The 7,328-nt window shown below is 64.5% G+C and carries 9 protein-coding genes; 7 read left to right on the plus strand and 2 right to left on the minus strand.

All coding sequences use genetic code 11. The features are described 5' to 3' along the window. Positions 1-10: 10 nt before the first annotated feature. On the minus strand, positions 11-1,690 hold the full coding sequence (locus VF515_16230) for an FAD-binding protein (GenBank protein HEX7409178.1): 1,680 nt from the start codon (positions 1,688-1,690) through the stop codon (positions 11-13). Positions 1,691-1,774: 84 nt separating this feature from the next. On the opposite strand from VF515_16230, the gene rfbA reads away from it, so the two are divergent. The 6 genes from rfbA to VF515_16260 all read left to right on the plus strand — a co-directional run bounded on the left by rfbA (position 1,775) and on the right by VF515_16260 (position 6,296). Further along, entirely contained in the window at positions 1,775-2,647 is an 873-nt protein-coding gene (rfbA, locus tag VF515_16235) for a glucose-1-phosphate thymidylyltransferase RfbA (protein HEX7409179.1), read from the plus strand. 4 nt (positions 2,648-2,651) lie between these two features. Next, on the plus strand, positions 2,652-3,215 hold the full coding sequence (rfbC, locus tag VF515_16240; protein ID HEX7409180.1) for a dTDP-4-dehydrorhamnose 3,5-epimerase: 564 nt from the start codon (positions 2,652-2,654) through the stop codon (positions 3,213-3,215). Positions 3,216-3,515: 300 nt separating this feature from the next. Next, positions 3,516-3,959: a hypothetical protein gene (locus VF515_16245; GenBank protein ID HEX7409181.1), complete on the plus strand. Its 444-nt coding sequence runs from the start codon at positions 3,516-3,518 to the stop codon at positions 3,957-3,959. Between the two features lie 87 nt (positions 3,960-4,046). Then, entirely contained in the window at positions 4,047-4,514 is a 468-nt protein-coding gene (locus VF515_16250; protein HEX7409182.1) for a hypothetical protein, read from the plus strand. 43 nt (positions 4,515-4,557) lie between these two features. Then, complete coding sequence (locus tag VF515_16255; protein HEX7409183.1) at positions 4,558-5,385, plus strand: transketolase; 828 nt, start codon at positions 4,558-4,560, stop codon at positions 5,383-5,385. Next, a complete protein-coding gene (locus VF515_16260; protein HEX7409184.1) occupies positions 5,382-6,296 on the plus strand; it encodes a transketolase C-terminal domain-containing protein in 915 nt (304 codons plus the stop codon). Before VF515_16255 ends, VF515_16260 begins: the two co-directional genes overlap by 4 nt. A gap of 6 nt (positions 6,297-6,302) precedes the next feature. Here VF515_16260 and VF515_16265 read toward each other — a convergent pair whose 3' ends face one another. Further along, positions 6,303-6,854: an alpha/beta fold hydrolase gene (locus VF515_16265; protein HEX7409185.1), complete on the minus strand. Its 552-nt coding sequence runs from the start codon at positions 6,852-6,854 to the stop codon at positions 6,303-6,305. 112 nt (positions 6,855-6,966) lie between these two features. Here VF515_16265 and VF515_16270 point away from each other — a divergent pair. Next, a partial coding sequence (locus VF515_16270; protein ID HEX7409186.1) for an acyl-CoA thioesterase occupies positions 6,967-7,328 on the plus strand: 362 nt, incomplete at its 3' end.

Here is a 7,328-nt window from a genome sequence, read left to right on the forward strand (position 1 = left end):
TGAAACTGCTTCAGCTCGTCGCTCTTGCTGTTGCCGCGTGGCGGCCGGCGTTGCGACCGGAGAAGATGCAGTCGGCAATCGATAGGCCACTGATGTACGAGTGGGATGCGACGCCGACGGCGTCCCGCCCCGCGGCGTACAGACCTGCAATCGGCGACCCATCTTGCCGGAGGACCTGGCCCGAGAAGCCGTCCACCCGCAAACCGCCGAGCGTGAGGCACGGCGTCAGGAACTTGGAATTCGCCAGATCGCAGTTGATGGCATAAAAGGGAGGCGTGCGGATCGGCCGGCATAGCGCCGCCGCCTTTCCGAAAGCATCCGGGCCGCCTTGCAGCGCCACGCTGTTGTAGGCCTCGACGGTTCCGGCAAGTGCGTCCCCAGGCATTCCGCAGCGCGCGGCGAGATCGTCGAGCGTCATTGCCTTCTTGCGGTTGAGGAAGAGATTGATGAACGCGCTGACCTTTTGGAACCCCGCCCCTTGCTGGCGGCGGATCTGCTCGCGGGCCTTCGCCGCCATCTCCGCGTCGATCACGAGGAAGGCGTGGCCACCAGCACGCTGTGCGATCCGTTCCCCCAGCGTCGCTCCGTAGAGTTCTTCGTTACAGATCCGCTGCCCCTGGGCATCGACGAGGATCCCGTAGGTGAAAGCCTCGGGCGGATTGATGAAGCGCCACGCCGCGCAGCGGTCCATCTGCCCCACCGCGCCACCCACGCTCTGGCCCAGCAAGATGCCGCCCCCGTCGTCACCCACGGTTCCTAGCGGCATGGACTTGACGAAACCAGGAGCGTACTCCTTCATCATCTCTGGATTGAAGGCGAAGCCGCCGGCGCAGAGGATGACGCCGCTGCGGGCCTTGACGTTCCACCGCCGGCCGAGCCTCGCCTCGAGGCGGGCTAGTGCCCGCTGGCTAGCCTGGATCATGCGGCGGTTCACAATGGCTCCGACCGCCGCGAGATGGAACAGCAAGCTGTGCCACCGCGCCCCGAATGAGGCTTCCGGCAGCGAGACGATTTCGACGCCGCACACCCGCCCTGCCGTGTCGGTCAGGAGTCGCAGCGCTCGACTGCAATACCGCAGCTGCGCGCCGCTCCGCTCTGTAGCCCGCCGAAGATGTGTAAACAACACGGGTCCGGTGAGCCCTGCGCCCGGGACGCGGTGTCCCCGTGGCGCCGGTCGCGCCGCACTGCTGTAGGGATACGCCAGCTCGTTGCCCGAGAAGTAGAGCGTGCAGTCATCCATTGGATAGGACGTCTTGGCGGGTGCGGTACGGCTCGGGGGAAAGGCGACGCCCAGATTTTCGAGCCATGACAGGGTGGCGAGGCTCTCCTGACAGAAGCGTCGAAGCGTGACCTCGTCCACCGCATCCCTGACCTCGAGCGCCAGATACCGAAACATCTGCTCGGGATCATCGACATAGCCGGCGGCTTTCTGCTGTGCGGAGCCGCCCCCGAAGTACACCACGCCGCCGCTGCGGGCGGTCGCACCTCCCCCTCGAAAACGGTCGATCACGAGCACTTCGGCGCCCTGGCTCCTCGCTTCGATGGCGGCGCAGCTTCCCGCCGCGCCGAAGCCGACGACTACCACATCGACCTCGACGTCCTCTGACGCGAAGCGGTTCTGGGCCATTGGTGCGGAAGCCGGACTCATGCCGCGCGGGAGACTATCTTGATGGTTGCGAAAAACAAGCATCTGCGGGATCCTTGTACTTCCTCACGTCTGCTGGCAGCGTCGAATCGTCGTGTGCTGCACCCGGAGGTCGGAGGTAACGAACCGATGAAAGGAATCCTTTTGGCCGGAGGTTCCGGTACGCGCCTGCACCCGCTCACACGCGCGGTGAGCAAGCAGCTCGTCCCCATCTTCGATAAACCGCTGGTGTACTATCCGCTGTCCACGCTGATGCTCGCGGGCATCCGGGACATCCTGGTGATCACTACGCCCCATGAGCAGGACGCGTTCAAGCGCCTGCTGGCAGATGGCGGCGAGGTGGGCCTGCGCATTCAGTATGCGGTACAACCACGGCCCGAGGGGATCGCCCAGGCGTTTCTGATCGGCGCAGAGTTCATCGCCAGGGGGGGCGTCGCCCTGGCTCTGGGTGACAATATCTTCTACGGACAAGGGTTTCCCGAGTCCCTACGCGCGGCAACCACTCGCGTGGTTGGGGCGACGGTGTTCGCCTATCGCGTACGGGACCCGGAGCGTTACGGCGTGGTCCAGTTCGACGCGCAGGGACGGGCAGTCCATTTGGAAGAAAAGCCGGCCAAGCCGCGTTCTTCCTATGCCGTCACCGGCTTATACTTTTACGACCACCAGGTGGTCGACATCGCCCAGGCACTGACGCCATCCGCACGGGGAGAGCTGGAGATCACCGACATCAACCTGGCCTACCTGCGCGCGGGCAGGCTCCACGTCGAAAAGCTCGGCCGCGGCATCGCCTGGCTCGATACCGGGACGCATGAGGCGCTGTTGCAGGCGTCGAATTTCGTGCAGGCGATCGAGGAGCGCCAAGGGCTGAAGGTGGCATGCATAGAAGAGATTGCCTTCCGCATGGGGTACATTACGGCGGCAGATCTGACCCGGCTCGCACGCGCGATGGAGCGCAGCGCGTACGGACAGTACTTACTCAGAATTCTCGACGAGGAGTCGTAACGAAATGAAATTCGTCGAGACGGAGTTGCCGGGGGTCATCGTGATTGAACCGGATGTCCACCGGGACGGCCGCGGTTTTTTCCTGGAAACCTACCACACGCGAAAATACGCCGAGGGCGGCATTCCGGCGACCTTCGTTCAGGATAATCATTCGCGCTCGGTCCGGGGAACGCTCCGCGGGTTGCACGCGCAGCGTCGCCACCCACAGGGCAAGCTGGTGCGCGTTCTCCAGGGCGAGATCTTCGATGTCGTCGTCGATATCCGTCGCGGGTCGCCAACGTTCGGCCGCTGGATCGGCGTCAATCTCTCCGCCGAAAACTTTCGCCAGTGCTACATCCCGCCGAACTTTGCCCATGGTTTCTGCGTCACCAGCGACTGGGCGGAGTTCGAATACAAGTGCACCGACTTTTATGACCCGGCAGACGAGATCCGAGTGCTGTGGAACGACCCCGACCTCGGGATTGGCTGGCCGGTGTCCGCCCCGCTCTTGTCGGAGAAGGACCGTGCCGCGCAACCCCTGACGGCACTCATGGATCGCTTGCCGGCCTGCAGACCGGATTCTCAATAGAGAACCATTGCCAGCGGGCAGTCGCGCCGGCCGCGCCTGCGGACGGGGCCGACGCCAGCTGCGCCGCGCCTTCGATAATTTGGTGAAGAATGCAGTGGAAGCCCATTGAGCCAGGCTCTGGACAAATGATCATCAAGGTCGGTGTTCTCACGCCCACCAACGTGCGTATCTCGATTGCGGGTGCCGATCCCAGAATTCCGGAAACGGAGGACGTCTTGCACCTGTTCGAGACCACGAAAGCGCACGGCTCAGGCCTCGGCCTTACCATTGCTAGAGATAGTGCTGGCCCAGGAGGCAGCATTGCGTTTGTCGCTAGACAGCCACACGGCACGATCTTCCACGTTGACCTTCCGCTTCACGAGGGCGGCATGTAAGGACATTCGCGTCCTCATCGTCGATACCGACGAGTGTTTTCGCAACGGGCTTGCCGAGAACTTGCGCGACGACGGACACGAGGTGCGTGAGTACGCGACGGTCAGCGAGGTGCCGCCGCTCGCGACCTTGGGGGAGATCACCGCCGCCGTCCTGGACTTCTCCGTAGCGAGCGCCGACCGCCTCGCCTTGGCTGACGCGCTACATCGCAAGTATCCGGCGGCGGCGGTCATCATCATCCCGGCGTACGAATCGGATGGCAAGGAGACGGAGGCCGCAGCGCGTCCCTTTCTCCATGTGCAGTTCCGGTCCTTGGATTACGGCGTGCTCCACGATCTCATTCATCGCTTGTGCCGCCGCCAGCGGGGCTAAGGCGCCCCCGCCGACGGCCCACGCCGGCTCTTGACTGCGTCCGTACATCCACTAAAAGCAGAAACGCTCCGACGGGGAGGAATACTTATGCAGAGAGTGAGAATGCACGCCGCCCTCGCCGCTGTGATGCTAGCGGCGGCGTTGCTTGGAACACGGGTGCAAGCGGACCTGTCCGCCGCGGTAAAAGCCGATCTCGCCACCAGCAAGTACGTGTACATCGCCACGACGCGGAAGGACGGCAGCTTCGGCAAACCTGCAGAGATATGGTTCTTGTACCATAATGGAGCCGTTTACGTGGCCTCGCCACCCACCGCCTGGCGCGTGCGCCGGATCAAGGCCGGACGAGCCCAGGCCAAAATTGCAGTCGGCAAGCCCGACGGCCCGTCGTTCATGGCTACCGGAGCCCTGGTGAACGAGCCGGATGTCTATCCGACGCTGTTCGACACCTACGCCAAGAAGTACCCTGACGGCTGGCCCAAATTCGAGGAGAAATTCCGCAGCGGGCTCAAAGACGGCAGCCGTGTCCTGATCAAATTCACGCCGAAGGACAGTTGATGAGCGGGAATCGAGCCCCGAGAATCAACGAAAGGAGACATCTGTGAGCGATCCTGCAACCCTTGAAGCCCTCCAACGTCGCGCCAAAAACCTGCGCCGGCACATCGTAGCCGTCGCCGGGGCATATATGGCCCACCTCGGAGGCGCCATGTCCTGCGCCGACATCATGGCCGCACTCTTCTTCGATTTTCTGCGCGTCGAGGAAACGGGGCGCGTGCCCCGCGGCGGCCGCCCCGATCATTTCTTACTGAGCAAAGGGCACGCCGTCAGCGCGCTGCACGCTTGCATGGTGGAGCTGGGCAAAATCAAGGCGGCGGAATTGCCGCTCTCCGGCCAGTCGGGCAGTCGTCTGGGAGGCCACCCGACGCACAAAGCGCCCGGCGTCGAGTTTGCCACCGGCTCATTGGGCCACGCCCTTTCGGTTGGCGTCGGCATGGCGCTGGCCGAGCAGCTGAACCGCTCCGGCTCGCGCACCGTGGTGCTGCTGGGCGATGGCGAGTTGCAGGAAGGCTCGGTGTGGGAAGCCGCGCTCTGCGCCCCCCGCTTCGGCCTCGAAAATCTGCTGGCGATCGTCGACCACAACGGCTTCCAGGCCGGTGGTCCGGTCGCTGAGGTCATGCCGCTCGAACCGTTGGCCGAAAAATGGCGGGCCTTCCGCTGGAACGTCACGGAGATCAATGGACACGACATGGCGGCGATTCTCGGTGCGCTTGCGGCCTTCCCGGCAGCCCGCGGTCCGAGCGTACTCATTGCCCACACGGTAAAGGGAAAGGGAGTGCCCGGCGTCGAGGGAACCTCCCGGGCGCACTACACGATGCTGAGCGACGAAGAGGTGCAGAGCACGCTCGCGGCGTTGGAGGTGAACTCATGAGCGGCTACTTCGCAGCCCTTTCCGCCGCCGAATTACTGGGCGAGCTGGCGGAACAGAATCCCGATCTCGTGCTGCTGACGCAAGACCTTAGCATGGCGTCTTTCGCGGCGCGCTTTCCCGATCGCTACGTCGACGTCGGCATCACGGAGCAAAACCTGATCGGCGTGGCGGCGGGTTTGGCGCATGCCGGCAAGCTTCCGTTCGTGGTGGCCATGGCGCCCTTCGTCAGCATGCGCGGGTTCGAGCAGATCCGCGACGACTGCGCCTACAACCGTAACAACGTGAAGATCCTTGCGCCGTTCGCCGGCCTCGAGGCCGGACCGTGGGGCGCGACCCACCACGCCATGGAAGACATCGCCTTGATGCGGTCGATACCGGGCATGACCGTGCTGTCGCCGGCTGACCCGAACGAATGCCTGCGCGCCGTGCGCGCCGCGGCCGCGGTGAACGGGCCGGTGTATATGCGCTTGGGCTTTCTCACGCCGATCGACGGATATGATGCCGAGTTCCAGATCGGCCAGGCGGTCAGCCTGCGCCCTGGCGGAGACGTGACGATCATCGCCACCGGCGGTTGCGTGAGCACGGCGCTGGCCGCCAGCGACACGTTGAAAGCCGACGGCGTCTCCGCCGCCGTGCTCAACATGCACACGCTGAAGCCGCTGGACCACGCCGCCGTCGAGCGCGCGGCGAGAGGGACCGGCCGCATCGTCACCGTGGAAGAGCACTCCATCATCGGAGGATTGGGCGGCGCCGTCGCCGAGGTCATCGCGGAGCTCGGCGTCGGACGCCTGGCCCGAGTCGGCATCCGCGACGTGTTCTGCACGGAAGTCGAGCCGTATCCGGAGCTGCTGCGCATTCACGGCCTGGATGCCGCCGCCGTGCACGCCGCCGCCCGTAAGCTGATGAAATAGAACGCCTCAGATCGCACCCACGGCTTCGAGCCACTCCAGCGCAAACAGCCACGGGCCGTGGCCGGAGGCGAGGTTGATGTGCCCGGCACCGGGGATGATGCGGGTGCCCACCCCGAGCTTATGCGCGATATCTTCCAATTCCTCGGACGTGGAGAGTTCGTCATTGTCGCCGCCGACCAGAAGGGTGCGGGCGGCAAGCGGTGCCCACACCTCTCGCCGGCACGGCGGGGGAAGGAAACTGTCGACCGGCCCGAAGAGCAAGTAGGGCGATGGGGGTGCGGCGAGGAGTGCGGCCTGTGCCCCGAAAAGGCCACGCTCAGTGAACAGATGGTCCACGGCCCAGCAGCCCAGCGAGTGACAAACGAAGGTGATCGGTGCACCGGCTGCGGCGGAAGCGACATCGGCGAGCGTGGCCACCCACTGGTCCTTCTGTGGTGCCGCCGGTGCCGGAAGATCAGGAAAGACAACAGGCACTCCGCGCTGCCGCAGTTCCTCCTCGAGCCAGCGCTGCCAGTGCCCCGGCCCCGAACCGTCGTAGCCGTGTACGATGATGATCATCAGTGCGAGTGCTTCGCATGGTCACCGGGGTCCCGCAAGCAGGCAGGCATGGGCACGGTTGCGCCCCTCTGTGCTCTTGCGCCGCCGTCCGTTGCCGCATAGGTAGCAGCCGATGTCTGACGCCAACTTGATCGAGGTGGCCCGATACCGCGTCATCTTCGCCGACTGTGATCCGATGCGGATCATGTACTACGGCAGCTATTTCCGTCTGTTCGAGATCGGGCGCGCCGAGCTCTTCCGCCGGCTCGGTCATCCGTTTCCGGAATACATTGCGCGCGGTCTCTATCTGGCCGTCATCGAAGCGACGTGCCGCTATCTCAAGCCGGTGCGGTACGACGAAGAGCTGATCATTCGTGCCGGAGTGACGGACGTCAGGCGGGCGCGCCTGCAAATCAACTACGAGGTCGCCGGACCCGAGGGGGACGTACGCGCCGTCGGGTCAACGGTGCACGCCGTTCTCGACGAAGCGGGCCA

This window comes from Candidatus Binatia bacterium (genome assembly GCA_036382395.1).
Lineage (GTDB): Bacteria > Desulfobacterota > Binatia > HRBIN30 > HRBIN30 > JAGDMS01.

Bases quoted from the DNA above. Each gene is read 5' to 3' on its own strand.
- VF515_16265 (HEX7409185.1), bottom strand. From the start codon at position 6,854: ATGATCATCATCGTACACGGCTACGACGGTTCGGGGCCGGGGCACTGG.
- rfbA (HEX7409179.1), top strand. From the start codon at position 1,775: ATGAAAGGAATCCTTTTGGCCGGAGGTTCCGGTACGCGCCTGCACCCG.
- VF515_16250 (HEX7409182.1), top strand. From the start codon at position 4,047: ATGCAGAGAGTGAGAATGCACGCCGCCCTCGCCGCTGTGATGCTAGCG.
- VF515_16260 (HEX7409184.1), top strand. From the start codon at position 5,382: ATGAGCGGCTACTTCGCAGCCCTTTCCGCCGCCGAATTACTGGGCGAG.
- VF515_16230 (HEX7409178.1), bottom strand. From the start codon at position 1,690: ATGCTTGTTTTTCGCAACCATCAAGATAGTCTCCCGCGCGGCATGAGT.
- rfbC (HEX7409180.1), top strand. From the start codon at position 2,652: ATGAAATTCGTCGAGACGGAGTTGCCGGGGGTCATCGTGATTGAACCG.